We start from the raw sequence: 17,341 nt of genomic DNA, 5'->3' as shown, positions 1-17,341 counted from the left end.
GACATAGATCAACCGCATTACAGTGGGTGACTGCCCGTCCCGCCCGCAGGAAGGACGATATGACCGCCGAGCAGCAGCGAGCCGATATTTCAGGGCAGCAGCGAGCCGATATTTCCCGTCCCGCCACCGTCACGACGTTCGGTCACGGGGTGGCCACGGCGACGCCCGATCGGATGCAGGTATCGATCTCGATCGAAACGCGCGCCGAGGCGGTGGCGGCGGCCTACGGCCGGGCCGGTGAACGCACCGCCGCGGTCACCGGCGCCCTGCGCGCCGACGGCGTCACCGCGAGCGATATCGCCACCACCGGATTGTCCGTGCGGACCGAGACGACCTGGACCGAGAACGAGGGCACACGCATCACCGGGTACGTGGCAACCACATCGCTGACGGTGAACCTGCGCATCCCGGCCGATCCCGCCGCCGCTGACGCAGCTTCCGATCCCGCGGCTGCCGATCCCGCGGCCGTGATCGCCCGGGCCGTGGAGGCGGGGGGCGACGATGTCCGCTTGGGCGGGCTGAACCTCACCGTCGCCGACCGCGCCGACCTGCTGATCCGCGCCCGGGAAGCGGCGTGGGACGACGCCCTCGACCGCGCCCGCCGCTACGCGGTCCGCGCCGAACGCGCGCTCGGACCGGTGCTGGAGATCACCGAAAACGCCGCGGCGACACCGGAACCCCGCGGCGATATCCGTTTCGTAGCCGCTCGATCAGCGGCCCCGGGCGCCCCGGTTCCGGTCGAATACGGTGAGCACGAGGTCACCGCGGATCTGCGGGCGACCTGGCAGTTGAGTTGAACCGCAACAGATCTCGCCGGCAGTAGGTCGCCGTCTCCGACAGCTCCCCCGTTACCTACGCCCGCGACGCCTGTCCGACGGGATCACCGGCCGACCTCGTCGACGCCGCCGCTGTCTACGCCCGTTCGAACAGCGCCAGGCACTCCACATGATGCGTCGCGGGGAAGGCATCGAAGGCGCGCAGCTCGCGTACTCGGTAACCCGCCTCCCGGTAGAGTCCCACGTCTCGCGCGAAAGCCGCTGGATCGCAACCGATGTGGACGATGCGCGCGGGCGCGGCGGCGGCGAGCGGGGTGATGACCTGTTTCCCGGCGCCCGCACGCGGCGGATCGAGGACGACGACCTCGGGGGCGCGCTCCTGGGCGGCGATCCAGCGTTCGACCCGATCGGAGCGCAGGTCGACGGCGGGCAGGTCGCGCAGGGCGGCGGTGCCGTCGGCCACCGCCGAGCGCGCCGATTCGACGCCGAGCACGGATCCGCCGGGACCGGTCTGCTCGGCCAGGCGCGCGGCGAAGACACCGGCGCCGCAGTACAGATCCCATGCGGTGGCGCCCGGAGCGAGGTCGGCCCACTCGGCCACCACATCCGAATAGCGTTGCGCCGCATCGCGATGCGGCTGCCAGAAGCCGGTCGCGGAGACCTCCCAGCGGCGGCCGGCCACATACTGCACCGCCCGTCCGCTGCCGGACACCACGCGCTCCGCGCGCCGCGCATGCGCGGCGGCACGGCGCGCGGCGGTCGCGCGGCGATCGCCGCCACGCCGCGGGGGTGCGGCCGGCGGCGCGAGTTCCACGATATGGCGCAGGCCGTCCGCGTCGACGGCGATCACCAATTCGGCGCCGGGAGTCCACGCGCGGTCGGCGATGCCGTCCATCGCGCCCGAAACAGGTTGGGGGCAGCGCAAATCCGTGATCACGTCACTGCTGCGATACCGATGTACGCCGGCACGGCCCTCGGCATCGACAACCAATCGCACCCGAGTGCGCCACCCCACCTCGGGCGCCTCGCCGCCGGGGACGACCACGGTCGCATCCTCGCGGAGCCGGTGATCGGCATCCGGTTCGGACCCGGCCGCCGGCACGCGGGAGCGTCCCGCACCACCCGCCTCGGATCCGAGACCGGTCTCGCGCACCGGGAGCGTCTCCACGACGATGTCGGTCTCCCAGTGCGCGAGCCGCCGCAACTGCTCGCGGACGACCGACGCCTTCAGGGCACGCTGCGCCTGCGGGGTGGCGAAGGCGAAATCGCAGCAGCCGGCGCCGCCGGGACCCGAGACCGGGCAATTCGGCGCCACGCGGTCCGGCGACGCCTCCAGAATGTCGATCGCCTCGGCGCGGCAGAACGAGCCGCCGCGGTCCTCGGTCACCCGGGCACGCACCAGTTCCCCGGGCAGACCGTGCCGGACGAAGAGCACCCGGCCCTCGTGCCGGGCGACGCAGAAACCACCGTGGCCGGGTGGTCCCAGCCGCACCTGCAGGGTGCGTCCGGACCAGTCCGGCCCGGCACTCACGAACGATCCTCGTAACCGCGGCGAACCGAGCCCGGGGCGTTGACCACTTCGGGGCGGCGTGCCTTGGCCGACGAACTCAGCTGCCACGGCACACTCGTCACCATCACGCCCGGCTCGAACAGCAACCGGCCCTTGAGCCGCAGCGCACTCTGGTTGTGCAGCAACTGCTCCCACCAGTGGCCGACCACGTATTCGGGGATGAAGACCGTCACCACATCGCGCGGCGAATCCTTGCGCACCCGCTTCACGTAATCCACCACCGGCTTGGTGATTTCGCGGTAGGGCGATTCGATCACCTTGAGCGGCACCGGAATATCGCTGTCGGCCCACTCCCGCACCAGCGCCCGGGTGTCGGGTTCGTCGACGTTGACGGTGACCGCCTCCAGCGTGTCCGGGCGGGTGGCCCGGGCGTAGGCGAGCGCGCGCCGCGTCGGCAGATGCAGTTTCGACACCAGCACGATCGAATGGGTGCGGCTGGGCAGCACCCCGGTGAACTCCTGCTCCTCGAGCTCGCGCCCGACGGTGTCGTAGTGGCGGCGGATCAGCCGCATCAGGCCGAAGATCGCGGCCATGGTGACGATCGCGATCCAGGCGCCGGCGAGGAATTTCGTGATGAGCACGATGATCAGCACGGCGCCGGTCATGGTCAGGCCGATGGCGTTGATGACGCGTGAGCGCAGCATCCGCCGGCGCACCGCCGGATCGGTTTCGGTACGCAACAGCCGCGTCCAGTGCCGCAGCATGCCGGTCTGGCTCAGCACGAACGAGACGAACACACCGACGATGTAGAGCTGGATCAGCCGCGTCACCTCGGCGCCGAACAGGACCACGAACGCGATCGCGGCGCCGGACAGGAACAGGATGCCGTTGCTGAACGCCAGCCGGTCGCCACGGGTGTGCAGCTGCCGGGGCAGGAACCGGTCCTGCGCCAGGATCGAGCCGAGCACCGGGAAGCCGTTGAAGGCGGTGTTCGCGGCCAGCACCAGGATCAGCGCGGTGACGATGGTGATGTAGAAGAAGCCGAGCGGGAAACCGTCGAAGATCGTGTGCGCCAGCTGAGCGACCAGCGTCTTCTGTTCATAGCCGGCCGGCGCCCCGACCAGATCGGACGAGTTCGCCGCGAAGACGACACCGAGCTTGCGCGCCATCAGGATGATGCCCATCAGCAGGGTGACGGCGATGACACCCAGCATCAGCAGTGTCGTGGCGGCATTGCGGGATTTCGGCTTGCGGAACGCGGGCACGCCGTTGCTGATCGCCTCCACACCGGTCAGCGCCGCACATCCGGAGGAGAACGCGCGCGCGATCAGGAAGGTGAACGCGATGCCCTGCAGATGTGACTCGTTGCCGTTGAGACCGAATCCGGACGATTCGGCGTGCAGGTCGTCGCCGAAGACGAAGATCCGTACCGCCCCCCAGGCCAGCATCAGGAAGATCCCGATCATGAAGCCGTAGGTGGGAATCGAGAACGTGGTCCCCGATTCGCGCACCCCGCGCAGATTCATGGCGGTCAGCAGAACGATCGCCGCCACCGCGAACAGCACCTTGTGGGTGGACACGAACGGCACGGCGGACCCGATGTTCGACGCCGCCGAGGAGATCGACACCGCGACGGTGAGGACGTAGTCGACCATCAACGCACTGCCGACGGTGAGCCCGGCCATCGGTCCGAGATTGACCGTCGCGACCTCGTAGTCACCACCACCGGACGGATACGCGTGCACATTCTGCCGATAACTGGCGACCACGACCGCCATCACGGTCGCGACCGCCAGCCCGATCCACGGCGTGTAGACGTAGGCGGACAAACCCGCCGTGGACAGCACGAGGAAGATCTCCTCGGGCGCATACGCCACCGACGACAGCGCGTCGGAGGCGAAGACGGGCAGCGCGATCCGCTTGGGCAGCAGGGTATGTCCCAGGGAATCGCTACGGAAAGGGCGGCCGACCACCATACGCTTGACGGCCGTCGTCAACTTGGACACTCGGCACAGCATAAGGGCAGGACCGGATGTGACATAGCGGGCGGTTCACTCGCGTTTCGGTCCCGGCCGATGGGGGAACATGCTGCGGGGAACCGTCAACGGGTACGGTTCCCTCGAGAGGGAACCAGACCGAACACCACGGTTTCGGCGGAATTGGGGTTGACACGGTGTACGTAGTGATCATGGGGTGCGGCCGAGTCGGCTCCGCATTGGCACGCGCCCTGGTCCGGATCGGCCACGAGGTAGCCGTGATCGACCGGGATCCGGGCGCATTCCTGCGCCTGGGCAAGGACTTTCCCGGTGAGCGGGTCACCGGCGTCGGCTTCGATCGGGGCGTGCTGATCCGCGCGGGCATCGAGCGCGCCGGCGCGTTCGCCGCGGTGTCCAACGGCGACAACTCCAACATCATCTCCGCACGTGTGGCCCGCGAGACCTTCGGGGTGGAACGGGTGGTGGCCCGCATCTACGACGCCAAGCGCGCGGCGGTCTACGAGCGGCTCGGCATTCCCACGATCGCCACCGTGCCGTGGACCACCGACCGGTTCCTGCGCACGCTCACCGGCGACGAAACCACCGCCACCTGGCGCGATCCCACGGGCACCGGCTCGGTCACCGAACTCGTTCTGCACGAGGACTGGTACGGGCGTACCGTGCGGGATCTGGAAGATGCGGTACCGGTGCGGGTGGCCTTCCTGGTCCGCTTCGGGCAGGCGCTGCTGCCCACCAGCAAAACGGTGCTGCAGGCCGACGACACGGTCTACATCGCCGCCGTCTCCGACAAGGTCGGCGAGGCCGTGGCCGTCGCCGCCACCGCCCCTTCGAGCGAGGACAAGTCGTGAACGTAGCGATCGCGGGAGCAGGCGCCGTCGGCCGCTCCATCGCCCAGGAATTGCTGCGGGGCGGGCATCGGGTCACCCTGCTCGAGCGGCGGCTCGACCACATCGACCCGACGGTCGCCACCTCGGCCGTCTGGATGCACGGCGACGCCTGCGAACTCGAACTGCTCGAGGAAGCGGGCCTGCAGGACTACGAGGTGGTGATCGCGGCCACCGGCGACGACAAGGCCAATCTCGTGTTCAGCCTGCTCGCCAAGACCGAATTCGGGGTGCGCCGCGTGGTCGCGCGGGTCAACGATCCGCGCAACGAGTGGCTGTTCGACGGTTCCTGGGGTGTGGACGTCGCGGTCTCGACACCGCGGCTGCTGGCCTCGCTGGCCGAGGAAGCGGTCTCGGTCGGCGACCTGGTCCGGCTGATGACGCTGCGTCAGGGCCAGGCGAACCTCGTCGAGATCACCCTGCCCACCGACACCGCGCTGGCCGGTCGCGCGGTGCGTACGCTCTCTCTGCCCCGCGACGTCGCCCTGGTGACGATCCTGCGCGGCGGCCGGGTGATCGTCCCCCAGCCCGACGATCCGCTGGAGGGCGAGGACGAGCTGCTGTTCGTGTCCACGGTGGAGGCCGAGGACGAACTGCGCCGCAGTCTGGCCACGGAACCGGCGGGCGCGACTCCCGCCGGCGCGGAGCCGCCCGCGATCTGAATCCGCTCAGGCGGTTTCGGGGAGCAGTTGCGCGCGCAGCTTGGTCAGCGCGCGATGCTGCATGACCCGGACCACGCCGGGACTCGTGCCGATGGCCTCGGCGGTCTGCGCGGCCGTCCAGCCGAGCACGATCCGCATCACCAGCACCTCCCGATGGGCCGGCGCGAGAATCTTCATCAGCTCGCGGGTGGCTTGGCGGCGTTCCAGGTTGAGCGCCAGCTCCTCGGGTCCCGGCGCGGTGGAGGCGGTGTCGGGGAATTCGGCCACCGGATAGGACGGATGCTGCTGGGCGCGGCGGAACGCGTCAGCCACCTTGTTGGCGGAGATGCCGTAGACGAACGCCAGGAACGATTTTCCCTGATCGCGGTAGCGGGGAATCGCGGTGACGGTCGCGATACAGATCTCCTGCGCGATGTCGTCCGCGGTGACGTGCGGATTGTTGCTGCTTCCGACGCGTGCGGCGCAATAGCGGCGCACCAGCGGGTGCACGATCCGGATGATCTCGGTGACCGCGCGCTGGTCGCCCGCGGCGGCCGGGCCGATCAGGCGGTCCAGTTCGGCGGCGGCGCGGCGGCTGTCGGACCCCGCGGGCGCCGATCTCGGCGAACGGACTCCCGCGCCCTTCGCCGGGCCGGGCACCGTCACCGTGTCGTTCTCGGTATCCACCGGGGATCCTCTCGCCGATCGCTACTGACTGACACGATCGTGCGCCGAATCCGGTTCGTGGAATAGATACCCCAGGGGTGGGTTCTGCCCACCCCATCGTTGTCCGCCCCCAGAATCGGGGGCATTACCCGACTCGGAGTCGGTTCGGTCCGCCGATACTGTTCGGCGCGCTATTCGGTGGCCGAGGAGACCGGCATATGGCCGGCGCGGCGCACCGCCCACACCGTCACCAGCAGCGCGACCGCGGTCAACGGCCAGCCCATCGCGATGCGGGCGGCGGCCAGCCAGCCGGTGCTGTCGGTGTCGTAGAAATGATTCTGCACCAGGTACCGGGCGCCGAAGACGATCACCCACACCACCGTGGCCAGATCGTAGAGTCGCATCGCGCGCCGATCCGAACGCCAGCTGTGGCCGTGGCCGTTGAGCACACCCCAGATCACGCCGGCCAGCGGCCAGCGCACCAGCAACGACACCAGGAAGACCCCGGCGTAGACCAGACTCGCCCAGATGCCGAAGAGGAAGTAGCCCTTCGCGGCGCCGGTGCGGTGGGCGATGAAGGCGCAGACCGCGACACCGATGAACCCGGAGATCGCCGGCTGGATCGGCGACCGGCGGATCAGCCGCCAGATCAGGACACCGGCGGCGGTGGCCAGCGCCGCCCAGATGGCGGCCGTCAGGCCCCACAGCGTATTGGCGGGGACGAACACCACCACCGGCAGCGTGGAGTAGATCAGTCCGCTGATACCACCGAGTTGTTCGAGCAGCGTCTGCTCGATCTCCTCCTCGCGGTCCTCGCCGGTGTAAGAATCGTCGTCCTCGCCGGCGGCGGGATGACGCGGAGCATCACCGCCGGACTCGCGTAGGCGGTGACGGCCGCGCCCCGCAACGGGGTTCGCGCGGTGTCCGGCCACGGCGGCCGGGTCGGCGCCCTCGTTGTTGTGGGGTATCGGCATACGTCAGGAATTCTCGCGGAGTTCGTAGTAGGGGTTGAACATCACCTTGGCGCCATCGCGTTCACCGATGCGGCCACGGACCAGGATACGGCGTCCCGATTCGACACCGGGTATGCGGCGCCTGCCGATCCATACCAGGGTCACCGCGTCGGTGCCGTCGAAGAATTCGGCCTCCACCGAAGCGCTGGCCGACTTCGGACAGGCCTCCACACTGCGCAATCGCCCCAGCATGGTGACCTCTTCGCCACGTCGGCATTCCGCCGCCCTGCACGCGCCCGACGCTTCGGAGGTCTCCGCCAGCTCCTCCGCATCGAGTACGTCGAGATCGGCCGTCAGACGACGCCCCAGACGCCGGAAATAACCGCTGTCGGGGCCTACCTTGCCCGCGGCACCGGAACCCGCCTTGTTTCCGCCTGTGAAAGGCATCTTGCAACACTTCCTGCACTACAGACGGCGTGGGTCACACGTCGTCGGTTTCCCACACGACCGGCTGATGGGCCGTACACCGCCACTGTAGATGCACCCGGACGCCCTCGCTACGGGAGCCCGGCACCACCGTCACGGCGCTGACCGCACCGTTTGCTGGGTTCCCCGCCGATCCGCGCGCGAACCCTCGGATTCGAGTGGTCGACAACACGTTTTTCGCGCACCGGAAGGGCGCGCCGGACCGCCGGGCTCCGCCGGTGATCGGAGGGGCGCGAGGCTCATCCGGCCCAGCGGCTAGGCTGCGGCCGTGGCAGAACTACCCCGTGCCGGCGGCTCGCGCCCGGCCGTCGTCGTCGCCCTGCCGGGCACCGGATCCGATGCCGACTTCGCCCGGCGAGCGTTCGAACCCGCTTGTGCCGCAATGGATCTGCCGTTCATCGCGGTGGAGCCGCAGCCGCGGGCCGTGGTCGCGAGCTGCCGGGCGGCGCTGGACGAGGCGGCCCTCCTCGGCCCGGTGCTCGCCGCGGGGATTTCGCTGGGCGCCGCGATCGCGGTGGAATGGGCCGGCGCCCACTCGGAATCGGCGTTCGGGGTGGTCGCGGCCCTGCCGGCCTGGACCGGTTCCGATATCACGGGGTGCCCGGCGGCGCTCAGCGCGGCGAGCACCGCGGCTCAGCTGCGCGCCGACGGCTTGGAACCGGTGATCGAACGGATGCGCGCGGGCAGCCCGGCCTGGCTGGGCCGGGCGCTGACCCAGTCGTGGCGCACGCACTGGCCCGATCTGCCGTCGGCGCTGGAAGAGGCCGCCACCTATGCCTGGCCGGACGCGGAATCGCTTGCAGCACTGCGCGTTCCGACCACCGTCGTGGCGGCGGTCGACGATCCGGTGCATCCGCTCGCCGTCGCCGAACAGTGGTACGAGCTGATCCCGCGGGCGCGCATCCACCGCATCACGCTCGACGAGCTCGGCGCCGATCCAGGGATTCTCGGCGCCCGGGGCGTCCCGGACCTGGTCACGCAGGAACTGCGGGCCTGACGGCTTCCGGGCGCCCGGCCGTATCGCGGGCGCCCGGAAGCGGTCAGTTGAGACCGAGTTGCTGCATCGCCGAGCCTTCGGCGCCGCGGCGCGGTCCCTGCTGCTCGGCGGTGACCACCGGGAAGGTGCCCGTCGCGGCCGCCTCGGCCGCGGCCGCCTGCGCGGCCAGCGCCTGCTGCTGCGCCTCGACCTGCTGCTGATGCGCCGCGATCAACTGATCGGCGAGTTCCTGCGGCAGCACCACCGGCAACGGTTCCCGCACCGGCATCGGCTCGTCGCCGCGGCGCACCACGGTCTCGGCGAGAATCGCGCGGGCCGCCTCGACCAGCGGGCCGCCCTCGTCGGCGGCGCCCGAGGGCCCCGCCGCCACCAGCCGGACCATCCAGCGGTAACCGTCGACGCCGATGAAGCGCAGGTCGGCGCCCTCGGTCACCGCGTGCAGTTCGCGACCCCACGGCCCGGTCTGCACCGAGACCTGCGCGCCGTCGGCCCGCAGCGATTCCGCCAGATCCGCGGCGACGGTCCGCCACTGGCCCGGCGATTTCGGTGCCGCGTAGGCCGCCACGGTGAGACGTCCGTGCGGGGTCGCGAGATGAACCGCCTGCGGCGTGCCGTCGGGCGTCATCTCCACCTGCAACTGACCGCCGTCGGGGACCGGCAGGAGCACCGAACCCAGATCGAGATGCTGGTCGGAGATCTCGGCGAGAATCTCGGCCACCTCGTCGTAATCGAAGGGCCCGGTCCGCGGTGCGGAATCCTCGCCCTCGCCGGCGTCGCGGTCCTCGTCCTCGTACTCGTCGGCGTCGTATTCGTCGGCGTCGTCGTCGAAGCCCTCGGTGTCGTCGAGACTTTCGGCGTCGTACGCGTCGGCCTCGGCATAGGCCTCCGCACCGGCATATGCGGAATCGTCCACGTAGCCGGGGGTTTCGACGGGATCCTCGGCGTAGGCAGCGGCGTAACCCGGAGTTTCGGCGTACGAGTCGGCGCCGTGCGCACCGGAGGACTGCCGGTAGGGGTCGGCTACCGCGAAACCACCTGTGGCCGGGCCGGATTCGGCGGTGTCGTACCCGCGACCGGCGTAGGGGTCCGGCGCCGCGGCATGCGGCTGCGCGGGCTCGCGATAGCCGGGAGCTTCGACCTCCACCGGGCGATGCCGCCCCGTCTGCGGGTGGCCGTACTCGACGTCACCGGCATCGGGGCGCTGCTGTCCGGGCACGACGGGGTGCCGGCCGGTAACCGTCGGCGCGGGCGTACTCGTCGGCTCCGCGGCGCGTCGCGGCGGAGGTGGAGCCCCGGCGGGTGAGCCGGCCGGCGACGGTCGGCCGGGACCACCCGGACCGCCCGGCGCCGGACGTCCGGGTCCCGGAGGAAGCCGTGGCACCGAGCCCGTCGGGGGCCCGGCCGGGTTCACACCGGGCGGAATCCGCCGGACCGACCCCGTCACCGGACCGCCCGGTGCGGGCGCTGCGCCGGGAATTCTCGGCACGGCACCCGTGCCACCCGGCCCCGGAGGATTGCGTCGAGTCGGGCCCGTACCGGCCGGGGGACCGGGATTGCGCTGCATCGCACCGGAGTCCAGCGGGCCGCCGGGAATCCGCGGTGTGGGTCCGGTACCGGTCGGACCGCCCGGGATCCGAGGTGTTGCACCGGTTCCCGCCGGGCCGCCGGGAATCCGCGGGGTCGCACCGCTCCCGACAGGGCCACCGGGAACGCGCGGGATCGCGCCGGTGCCGACCGGCCCACCGGGGACGCGCGGCATCGCCCCCGTACCCGCCGGGCCACCGGGAACGCGCGGGATCGCGCCGGTTCCGCCCGCCGGCCGCGGCGGCAACTGGCCGGAAGGGATGCGCGGAATGGGGCCGGTGTCGTCCATATCCCCCGGCACCGGCGGCAGGTCCGGACGCGGTCCGCCCGGCGCGCGCCGCGGCGGACGGACCGGCGCGTCACCGCGTGCCGGAGTACCCGGGCGCGCCGGCATTCGTGCGTGCGCGCCCGTCTCGTACGGGTCGGGCCGCGCACCGGGATACGGCGCAGCCGGACGTCCCGGCGTCCCGTACCCGGGCGGAGTCATACCGTGGTCCGGCTCCGCGCGGCCGTGCCGCCCGGTGCGCCCGCCCGCAGCTTCCGCGCTCGGCCCGGCCGGATAGTCCGGCTCGGAATAGCCGGGGCCGTAGGCGGATTCGCCGTAGACTCCGTCGTCCCCCAGGTCCGGCGCCCGGTGCGTACCGGTCCGGTAGCCGCCCTCGGCGTATCCCTCGTCGTAATAGGAATCGCCATAGCCGGTGTCGTCCCGCTCGGAGTCATGATCGGATCGATGATCTCCACGGCCGAACATGTTCATACCTCCCCTCCGGCGCGGCCCGCCCCGCCGGATTGCGGCGACAGACTGTGGTGTCCGCCGCTCGACCCGTAACCGCCTGCGCCGCGCGCTGTTTCGTCGAGCTGGTCGACCTCCACGAAATCCACCAGTTCCACACGCTGCACCAGCAATTGTGCGATCCGATCGCCGCGGCGCAACTGAATCGCCGTGCGCGGGTCGTGATTGATCAGGCAGACCTTGATCTCGCCCCGGTATCCGGCGTCGATCGTGCCCGGCGTGTTGACGACGGACAGACCCGTCTTGGCGGCCAGCCCCGACCGGGGATGAATGAGGCCGACGGTGCCCTCCGGCAACGCGACGGCGATTCCGGTGCCGACGAGCATCCGCTCGCCCGGCTCCAGGATGACGTCTTCGGTGGTGCACAAATCCACTCCGGCATCGCCCGGGTGCGCGCGCGTGGGCACCGGGACGCCGGGATCGAGCCGCAGCAGAGGTATGGGTGCAAGTCCGGTCACGTCCAGCGAGCCTACGCGTCCGGCGGCCGGGCCGTGGGAGCGCCGGGCTCCGATGTGGCGGCACCGAGCGGCCGCGGTCGCGGACAGCCCGGACCGGCTCCCGCCGACAGCGAATATGTCGGCCTGACCTAGCATGATGTGGTGTCCGACCAGTCCCACGCAGTACCTCCCCACGAGTCCTCGGCGCGCGCACACGCCGATACCCCCGCCGCGGTCTATTCCGAACGGCTGTGGGTTCCGCTGTGGTGGTGGCCGGTGGCGCTGGCGGTGACCGGTCTGCTGGCCGCCGAAATCCATATGGGAGCGCCGGGTATCCGGGCGTGGCTGCCGTATGTGCTGCTGTTCCCGGTGCCCGTCTGGGCGCTGCTCTGGGTGAGTCGCCACCGGGTCGAGGTGGCACCGGATGCCGACGGCATCCTCGAATTGCGCGCGGACCGGGCCCATCTACCGGTAACGTATGTATCCCGGGCGGTACCCGTACCGGCCAGCGCGAAAAGCGCGGCACTGGGTCGTCAGCTCGACCCGGCCGCGTTCGTCCAGCATCGCCCCTGGATCGGGCCCATGGTCCTGCTCGTCCTCGACGATCCGGACGACCCCGCTCCGTACTGGCTGATCAGCACGCGTAAACCCGAGCAGGTGCTGGCCGCGCTCGGCGTGCCGAGCGCGGGCTGACGGGACCTGCCGGGCTGTTTGTCGTCGTTTCTCTCAGCTACCCGCGGAACTGATCCGCTGCGGCCGCACGGATCGCTCAGGCCGCGCAATCCATGCAGATCATCTGCCCGCCGGCCTCGCTGGCGAGTCTGCTGCGGTGGTGAACCAGGAAGCAGCTCGAGCAGGTGAACTCGTCGGCCTGCTTCGGGATGACCCGGACCGAGAGCACCTCCTCGGACAGATCCGCGCCGGGAAGCTCGAACGACTCCGCGGTATCGGATTCGTCGATATCCACGACGGCGGACGCGGCCTCGTTGCGACGAGCCTTCAGCTCCTCGAGCGAGTCCTCCGACACTTCGTCGGATTCACTGCGCCTAGGTGCGTCATAGTCGGTTGCCATGTCGTCTTCCCCTCGTCCTTACTCCGTATATCCCGGACCGGCTCCGCCGAACGTCGATCCCTGTCGGAATCGCCGGCGATGCCGCCCCGCCGTGGTGTACGTCACGTGTACACCGCTCGCCGCCCGGCCGGATCACCCTGATCCATACCGGATCGCGCTCGGTCAACGCAGGACATGCCCTGGTTGTTCCCGAAATCGCTTCCCTGATTCACATCAGCCGATTCGTATCGGGCCGCCAGACAATAGCGGACGCCGGGGCAAAAGTCGCAATCAAAACTCGAGCGAGTCGAAACCGACGGGTAATCGTCACTGCGACAGCACAGCTGTGGCGATACGCCATCGCTTCGTGCTCGGCGGCGCCTCGGCCCGTGACCCGATCGCGACGCGGGCGGCCGCGCCGATCGTTACCATCCCGATATCCGGCATCGCCGTAGCTGCCTGTTTCCGCGCCGAACCGGCGCGCAGGTGTCCGCGTGCGCGACTGTCGCCCGCCAACTCGTAAGGTGTGCGTGTGGTTTCACTGATCACCGAAGGCAGCGCGGTCGACAACAAGGGCCGTCCGTTCCTGCGGCGCCGCTACCAGCCGTGGGTCGCACTCATCGCGGTTCTCGCCCTCATCTGCGCAATCGTGTGGATCAAGGCGCTGACCACCGCCGACACCACCCATACCGCGATGGCCTGCAATTCGCCGGCCCCCGCCACGGATGCGAACTCCCCGCAGCCCGCGCCGCTGGGCGAGGTGGTGTCCCCGTCGCGGCTGCACGATGTGGAGCCGGCGCCGCTGGCCCAGGCCAAGGTGCGGGTGCTCAACGGGTCCGGCCAGCGCGGCCTGGCCGAGCACATCGCGTCCAAGCTCGGTGACTACGGCTTCGCCAGCCCGCCGGCCCCGGTCTTCGGCAACGATCCGGTCTATCTGAACGGCGACCTGGTCTGCACCGGCCAGATCCGCTACGGCGTGAGCGGTCGCCCGGCCGCGGCCGCCGTCCAGCTCGTCGCGCCGTGCGCGGAGCTGATCGAGGATCAGCGCACCGACGACACCGTCGACCTGGCCCTGGGCACGCTGTTCGGCAACGATCTGCAGCCGAGCACCGATGCCGAGGAAGTGCTGCGCGCCTTGAAGAATCCGGCGCCCAACGGCCCGGACGTCGATTCGGCGCTGCTGCAGGCCGCCCGCACCGCCCGCTGCTGAAGCCGAGCCGCGCTCACTCCTCGGGGATGGGCGCGGCGACACCGAGCCGGTCGAACAGGTCGGCGAGCTCGTCGGCGATGCCCGCGGCGGCGGCCACGGTCAGCTCCCCCTGCGCGCCGGTGGAGTCCGCGCCGGGCAGCCGCAGTACCGCCCCCGCCTCGGCCGCGATCAGGGCTCCGGCGGCCCAGTCCCACGGATTGAGGCCGTGTTCGTAGTGGGCGTCCACCCGACCCGCGGCCACCATGCAGAGGTCCAGGGCGGCCGAGCCGATCCGGCGGATGTCGCGGACTTTCGGCAACAGCTGCGCCACGAGTTCGCCCTGCCGTTCCCGTCGCGCCGCGCCGTAGCCGAAGCCGGTGGCCAGCAGAGCCAGCCGGACGGAGTCGATATCGTTGCAGCGCAACGCGATCGGCTCCTCGTCGCCGCCGGCCAGGGTGGCACCCGTGCCCAGTCCGGCGCTGTAGGTCACCCCACCGGCCACGTCGACGACGGCACCGGCAAGCGAACGGCCGCCGCGCATCGCGGCCACCGATACCGCGTAGGCCGGGATGCCGTACACGAAGTTGACCGTGCCGTCGATCGGATCGACCACCCACACGATCTCCCCGGCGGCGCCGAGGCTGCCACCGCCCTCCTCACCGAGGACCCTCTCCCCCGGGCGCGTCTCGGCCAGCAACGACCGGATCAGCTGCTCGGTTTCGGTGTCGACCACGGTGACCGGATCGGTGGGCGTCGATTTGGTGCGGACCGAGTCGTCCTCGGTGCGCCCCGGGCCGAACACCTCGGGACGGCGGCGGCGGACGTGTGCCGCCGCGGTCTCGGCCAGATAAACTGAAACACGGCGTAATTCGGCGATTTCGGCAGGGTCGAGGACGGGCGCTTCCGCGATGTCGGCGGGTGAATTCGTCTCGGGCACGGTTTCCATCCGACCACAGATCCGCCCGGACTCGCATCCGCGCGGTCGCGGCCACGGGCGCTGCGCGCGGTGTAACGTGCCGCTGGCACCTTCATCGGCCTAGACCACAGGGAACGAGGAGTTCGCGATGTCCGCTCGGGGGCAAGCATTCGGAATCGATATCGGGGGTAGCGGGGTGAAGGGCGCGGTCGTCGACCTCGCCACCGGCGACCTCGCCCACGAACGGATCAAGATCTCCACGCCCCACCCGGCCACCCCGAACGCCATCGCCGAAACCGTCGCCAAACTCGTCACCCAGGCCGACTGGGACGGCCCGGTCGGGCTCACCCTGCCCAGCGTGGTGGTCAACGGCATCGCCCGCACCGCCGCCAACATCGACAAGAGCTGGATCGACACCGACGCGCGTCAGCTGTTCTCGCTGGCGCTGGGCGGACGCGACGTCGTGGTGCTCAACGACGCCGACGCCGCGGGCCTGGCCGAGGACCGCTACGGCGCGGCCCGCAACATCGACGGCCTGGTGATGCTGTTGACCTTCGGCACCGGTATCGGCTCGGCGCTGCTGAACCACGGCGTCCTGGTGCCCAACACCGAACTGGGCCACATCGAGGTGCACGGCAAGGAGGCCGAGCACCGGGCCGCGTCGTCGGTGAAGGAACGAAAGAATCTGTCGTACAAGGAGTGGGCCGCCGAGGTGACGAAGGTACTGGTCACCCTGGAGGACCTGTTCTGGCCGACGGTCTTCGTCGCCGGCGGCGGGATCAGCCGCGATGCCGAGCACTGGATCCCGTTGCTGGCCAATCGGACTCCGGTCGCGGCCGCCCATCTCCGCAACACCGCGGGTATCGTGGGCGCCGCGATGGCCGTGGATAGCGGGATCGCGCCGTGAGCACTCGTTGCCGATAGTTACAATGGAACGAGACCGGCGGTGAGCCGGAAAACAACCCCGGCACGTAGAGCCGGGTTCAACCCCGACAGAACCGCTCCGCCGGATGATTACTCTGGCGTGACGCCGCACGAGACCGTCACGAAAGGGCGTACGTGGTAGCCACGAATACCCGACAGACCGCCGAATCGGCCGACGCTGCCGACTCCGCAGAAGGCACCGCAGCACGGCCGGTCCGCAAGGCTGCCGCGAAAAAGGCCCCGGCCAAGAAGGTCGCCGCGAAGAAGGCCCCCGCCAAGAAAGCGGGAGCCAAGGCTGCAAAGAAAGCACCCGCCAAGAAGGCCACCACGAAGAAGGCGGCCCCCGGCGCGGACAACGAAGCCGACGAGCATCTCGACGACGAGTCGCTGGAACTCGACGACCTCGGTGACCTGGAGGTCTCCGAGGACGATCTGAGCGACGACGGCGAAGAGCTGGTCGAAGAGACCGCCGAGGACGAAGAGGCCGAAGCCGAGGACGAGGAAGCCGACGAGCCCTCGGAGAAGGACAAGGCCTCCGGCGATTTCGTCTGGGACGAAGAGGAATCCGAGGCCCTGCGCCAGGCCCGCAAGGATGCCGAGCTCACGGCGTCCGCGGACTCGGTGCGCGCCTACCTCAAGCAGATCGGCAAGGTCGCGCTGCTCAACGCGGAGGAGGAGGTCGAACTCGCCAAGCGGATCGAGGCCGGTCTCTACGCCACCGAGAAGCTGCGCGAATTCGCCGACAAGGGCGAGAAGCTGCCGGTGGCCACCCGCCGCGATCTGCAGTGGATCATGCGCGACGGCAACCGTGCCAAGAACCACCTGCTCGAGGCCAACCTGCGTCTGGTCGTCTCGCTGGCCAAGCGCTACACCGGCCGCGGCATGGCGTTCCTGGACCTGATCCAGGAGGGCAACCTGGGTCTGATCCGCGCGGTGGAGAAGTTCGACTACACCAAGGGCTACAAGTTCTCCACGTATGCCACCTGGTGGATCCGGCAGGCCATCACCCGCGCGATGGCCGACCAGGCCCGCACCATCCGTATTCCGGTGCACATGGTCGAGGTCATCAACAAGCTGGGCCGCATCCAGCGCGAGCTGCTGCAGGACCTGGGCCGCGAGCCCACGCCCGAAGAGCTCGCCAAGGAAATGGACATCACGCCGGAGAAGGTCCTCGAGATCCAGCAGTACGCGCGTGAGCCCATCTCGCTGGACCAGACAATCGGCGACGAGGGCGATTCCCAGCTGGGCGACTTCATCGAGGATTCCGAGGCGGTCGTCGCGGTCGACGCGGTGAGCTTCACCCTGCTGCAGGATCAGCTGCAGTCGGTGCTGGAAACCTTGTCCGAGCGTGAGGCGGGCGTGGTCCGGCTGCGCTTCGGTCTCACCGACGGCCAGCCGCGCACCCTCGACGAGATCGGCCAGGTCTACGGGGTCACCCGTGAGCGCATCCGCCAGATCGAGTCGAAGACGATGAGCAAGCTGCGCCACCCCAGCCGGTCGCAGGTGTTGCGCGACTACCTGGACTGATATCCGCGAT

17 protein-coding genes are annotated in these 17,341 nt (G+C 70.1%); 8 read left to right on the top strand and 9 right to left on the bottom strand.

The annotated features are described in order from the left end of the window. The first annotated feature begins 59 nt into the window (after positions 1-59). Entirely contained in the window at positions 60-797 is a 738-nt protein-coding gene (locus tag A5789_RS12635) for an SIMPL domain-containing protein (RefSeq protein WP_082940672.1), read from the top strand. 115 nt (positions 798-912) lie between these two features. Here the strand turns inward: A5789_RS12635 and A5789_RS12630 are convergent, their stop codons facing one another. Then, a complete protein-coding gene (locus tag A5789_RS12630) occupies positions 913-2,307 on the bottom strand; it encodes a class I SAM-dependent RNA methyltransferase (protein ID WP_082940671.1) in 1,395 nt (464 codons plus the stop codon). Next, on the bottom strand, positions 2,304-4,292 hold the full coding sequence (locus A5789_RS12625) for an APC family permease (protein WP_063019520.1): 1,989 nt from the start codon (positions 4,290-4,292) through the stop codon (positions 2,304-2,306). The genes A5789_RS12630 and A5789_RS12625 overlap by 4 nt, the downstream gene beginning before the upstream one ends. A gap of 167 nt (positions 4,293-4,459) precedes the next feature. On the opposite strand from A5789_RS12625, the gene A5789_RS12620 reads away from it, so the two are divergent. Then, positions 4,460-5,131: a TrkA family potassium uptake protein gene (locus A5789_RS12620; protein ID WP_030517211.1), complete on the top strand. Its 672-nt coding sequence runs from the start codon at positions 4,460-4,462 to the stop codon at positions 5,129-5,131. Continuing rightward, positions 5,128-5,829: a TrkA family potassium uptake protein gene (locus A5789_RS12615; RefSeq protein ID WP_064901778.1), complete on the top strand. Its 702-nt coding sequence runs from the start codon at positions 5,128-5,130 to the stop codon at positions 5,827-5,829. Before A5789_RS12620 ends, A5789_RS12615 begins: the two co-directional genes overlap by 4 nt. Positions 5,830-5,835: 6 nt before the next feature. On the opposite strand, the gene A5789_RS12610 is transcribed toward A5789_RS12615, so the two are convergent. The 3 genes from A5789_RS12610 to A5789_RS12600 all read right to left on the bottom strand — a co-directional run bounded on the left by A5789_RS12610 (position 5,836) and on the right by A5789_RS12600 (position 7,874). After that, positions 5,836-6,495: a sigma-70 family RNA polymerase sigma factor gene (locus A5789_RS12610; protein ID WP_308248266.1), complete on the bottom strand. Its 660-nt coding sequence runs from the start codon at positions 6,493-6,495 to the stop codon at positions 5,836-5,838. Positions 6,496-6,665: 170 nt separating this feature from the next. After that, positions 6,666-7,271: a DUF3159 domain-containing protein gene (locus tag A5789_RS12605; protein WP_063019529.1), complete on the bottom strand. Its 606-nt coding sequence runs from the start codon at positions 7,269-7,271 to the stop codon at positions 6,666-6,668. Between the two features lie 180 nt (positions 7,272-7,451). After that, positions 7,452-7,874, bottom strand: coding sequence for an OB-fold nucleic acid binding domain-containing protein (locus tag A5789_RS12600; RefSeq protein ID WP_051756768.1), 423 nt, complete (start codon positions 7,872-7,874; stop codon positions 7,452-7,454). A gap of 307 nt (positions 7,875-8,181) precedes the next feature. On the opposite strand from A5789_RS12600, the gene A5789_RS12595 reads away from it, so the two are divergent. Beyond that, positions 8,182-8,910: an alpha/beta fold hydrolase gene (locus A5789_RS12595; protein WP_064901779.1), complete on the top strand. Its 729-nt coding sequence runs from the start codon at positions 8,182-8,184 to the stop codon at positions 8,908-8,910. Positions 8,911-8,953: 43 nt separating this feature from the next. On the opposite strand, the gene A5789_RS37805 is transcribed toward A5789_RS12595, so the two are convergent. Together A5789_RS37805 and dut are read right to left on the bottom strand one after the other, a co-directional pair. Further along, complete coding sequence (locus A5789_RS37805; protein WP_064901784.1) at positions 8,954-9,823, bottom strand: DUF3710 domain-containing protein; 870 nt, start codon at positions 9,821-9,823, stop codon at positions 8,954-8,956. Between the two features lie 1,424 nt (positions 9,824-11,247). Continuing rightward, positions 11,248-11,745 (bottom strand): dUTP diphosphatase, encoded by a 498-nt coding sequence (gene dut, locus A5789_RS12585; RefSeq protein WP_064901785.1) that lies wholly within the window; start codon positions 11,743-11,745, stop codon positions 11,248-11,250. Between the two features lie 138 nt (positions 11,746-11,883). Here dut and A5789_RS12580 point away from each other — a divergent pair, with 138 nt between their 5' ends. Beyond that, complete coding sequence (locus tag A5789_RS12580) at positions 11,884-12,417, top strand: DUF3093 domain-containing protein (RefSeq protein WP_369828772.1); 534 nt, start codon at positions 11,884-11,886, stop codon at positions 12,415-12,417. A gap of 76 nt (positions 12,418-12,493) precedes the next feature. Here the strand turns inward: A5789_RS12580 and A5789_RS12575 are convergent, their stop codons facing one another. Then, a complete protein-coding gene (locus A5789_RS12575) occupies positions 12,494-12,796 on the bottom strand; it encodes a DUF4193 domain-containing protein (protein ID WP_025351469.1) in 303 nt (100 codons plus the stop codon). 511 nt (positions 12,797-13,307) lie between these two features. On the opposite strand from A5789_RS12575, the gene cei reads away from it, so the two are divergent. After that, positions 13,308-13,985 carry an envelope integrity protein Cei gene (gene cei / locus A5789_RS12570; RefSeq protein WP_030517220.1) on the top strand — a complete coding sequence of 226 codons (678 nt, stop codon included), beginning with the start codon at positions 13,308-13,310 and terminating at the stop codon, positions 13,983-13,985. Between the two features lie 13 nt (positions 13,986-13,998). Here cei and A5789_RS12565 read toward each other — a convergent pair whose 3' ends face one another. Further along, a complete protein-coding gene (locus tag A5789_RS12565) occupies positions 13,999-14,910 on the bottom strand; it encodes an inositol monophosphatase family protein (RefSeq protein ID WP_082940670.1) in 912 nt (303 codons plus the stop codon). 118 nt (positions 14,911-15,028) lie between these two features. Between A5789_RS12565 and ppgK the strand changes: the two genes are divergently transcribed. Next, positions 15,029-15,787: a polyphosphate--glucose phosphotransferase gene (ppgK, locus tag A5789_RS12560; RefSeq protein ID WP_030517222.1), complete on the top strand. Its 759-nt coding sequence runs from the start codon at positions 15,029-15,031 to the stop codon at positions 15,785-15,787. 152 nt (positions 15,788-15,939) lie between these two features. Next, positions 15,940-17,331 carry an RNA polymerase sigma factor gene (locus tag A5789_RS12555; RefSeq protein ID WP_063019137.1) on the top strand — a complete coding sequence of 464 codons (1,392 nt, stop codon included), beginning with the start codon at positions 15,940-15,942 and terminating at the stop codon, positions 17,329-17,331. The last annotated feature ends 10 nt before the right edge of the window (positions 17,332-17,341 follow it).

This window comes from Nocardia sp. 852002-51101_SCH5132738 (genome assembly GCF_001665695.1).
Classification (GTDB): Bacteria; Actinomycetota; Actinomycetes; order Mycobacteriales; family Mycobacteriaceae; genus Nocardia; species Nocardia nova.
The sequence above is the reverse complement of the archived record's forward strand: the minus strand, read 5'-3'. Positions and strand labels throughout refer to the sequence as shown.